Source organism: Oceanobacillus luteolus (genome assembly GCF_023715655.1).
Lineage (GTDB): Bacteria > Bacillota > Bacilli > Bacillales > Amphibacillaceae > Oceanobacillus > Oceanobacillus luteolus.
The window spans coordinates 1-1,621 of sequence record NZ_JAMBON010000110.1 but is presented as its reverse complement, the minus strand read 5'-3'; the positions used below and the strand labels follow the sequence as shown (position 1 = coordinate 1,621).

1 protein-coding gene is annotated in these 1,621 nt (G+C 37.4%); it reads right to left on the bottom strand.

The features are described from left to right. Positions 1–139 precede the first annotated feature (139 nt). On the bottom strand, positions 140–1,375 hold the full coding sequence (locus M3210_RS19865; protein WP_251518021.1) for an IS110 family RNA-guided transposase: 1,236 nt from the start codon (positions 1,373–1,375) through the stop codon (positions 140–142). Between the last annotated feature and the right edge of the window lie 246 nt (positions 1,376–1,621).

Here is a 1,621-nt window from a genome sequence, read left to right as displayed (position 1 = left end):
AACTAAACCAGCTAATAGTTGTCAATATTTTTCTCTAAAAAACTTAAAATAATTATGATATACTTATTTTGCACATGCCAAATAACCCTCCTTAATTCTTTAATTGGAAGGCCTTGGAGTATTTGGTTAAGTTAACTAGTTACGCAATATCTTGGAAAGTTGTATTGCTTTTTAACATGGCATAAATCCAATGTAATAGTTTATTTGCACAAGCAATTATCGCTACTTTATAAGGCTTGCCTTCTTCGCGCTTTTTATCATAGAAGGCACGTAACTTCTTGTTACGAGGGATGATTTCATCTGTTGTCTTTTGCTTACGGGCATCACGGATTGCGGAGCGAACCGCCATAAATAAGGCATGTCTGAGTCGGCTAGATCCTCTTTTAGTAATTCGATTCTCAGTACCCTTGAATCGACCAGATTCATAGACTCTTGGATCCATGCCCGCGAATGCTACTAGTTTTTTAGGATTATCAAATAAATCTATCTCCCCAATTTCAGAAATAATCGTTGCCGCGATTTTTTCACCGATTCCAGGGATGGATTGGATAATCCTACATTCTTCAATTTCGTGTGCCAAAGCATCTATTTGATCTTCAAGTTTGGATAGATGCTTTTGGTACTCAAGCAACATTTTGATATACATTTCGATGCTTATAATATGACTCTGATATAGTGTTTCCTGAAAAGGATCCCGAAGTGCTGCTTCAACTAGCTTATCAGCCTTCAGAGCCGCCCATTCAACTGAACGTCTTGGACAATATTCATGAATGCTTTTATCTAAGACCTCTTTATCTACATCCAAAACGTCTTTGGATGTGGGATAGTTTAATAGGATAAGTAAAGACACAGTAGAATATAAGTCCCCAAAAACCCCACGATACTCAGGGAATACCTGATCCAACACAGAATGAAATTGTAATTTAGTTTGTACATATAGATTTGTAATGTTTTCATGTTGTCTTGTGAGATTACGTAAATTTAGTAATTGTATTCCACGTTTCTTTTGTGGCTCTAGCTCTTCCTTGTAATACAGCTCGCAGAGGTGTCTAGCGTCTACTACGTCTGTTTTCACCTTTCGTAAGCTTGAACTCTTTGCCTTATATGGGATAAGTGGATTAACAATTATGGTTAAGTAGCCTTTTTTATCTAAATATTGAACAACTGGTGCTTGATAATGTCCAGTTGATTCAAGTATGACGTGAGGTCGTACACCGGTATTATTTTCAATCTCGATTAAAAAGTGAAGTAATTTTTCTAGACCATCCAAGGTATGCGATACTTTAAAACTAGTTTTGTAAGGTTTCTTCTTATCTAAAAAACCTTGAATCTGACTTTCTCCTTTAGCTACATCCAGACCTACTACTGGATTCATTAACTATCTCCTCCTAAGAAATATTTGCCGGTACCCCTAACCTTCTTGTAGTGTCACAGCTTCGCTTGTTATACGGGATCGAGTCCCAACCAGCCTCAATCATGTTTCTACAAGTAGAGGGCGAACAGTTTAGTTGACGGGATCTATCTCCCACGGGCAGGGTCGTTCTACCCCGGCTACAATGTAATAATAAGACCATAAGAAATAAGGTCAACCAGTAAATTCTGGTTAACCTTATAATACGAA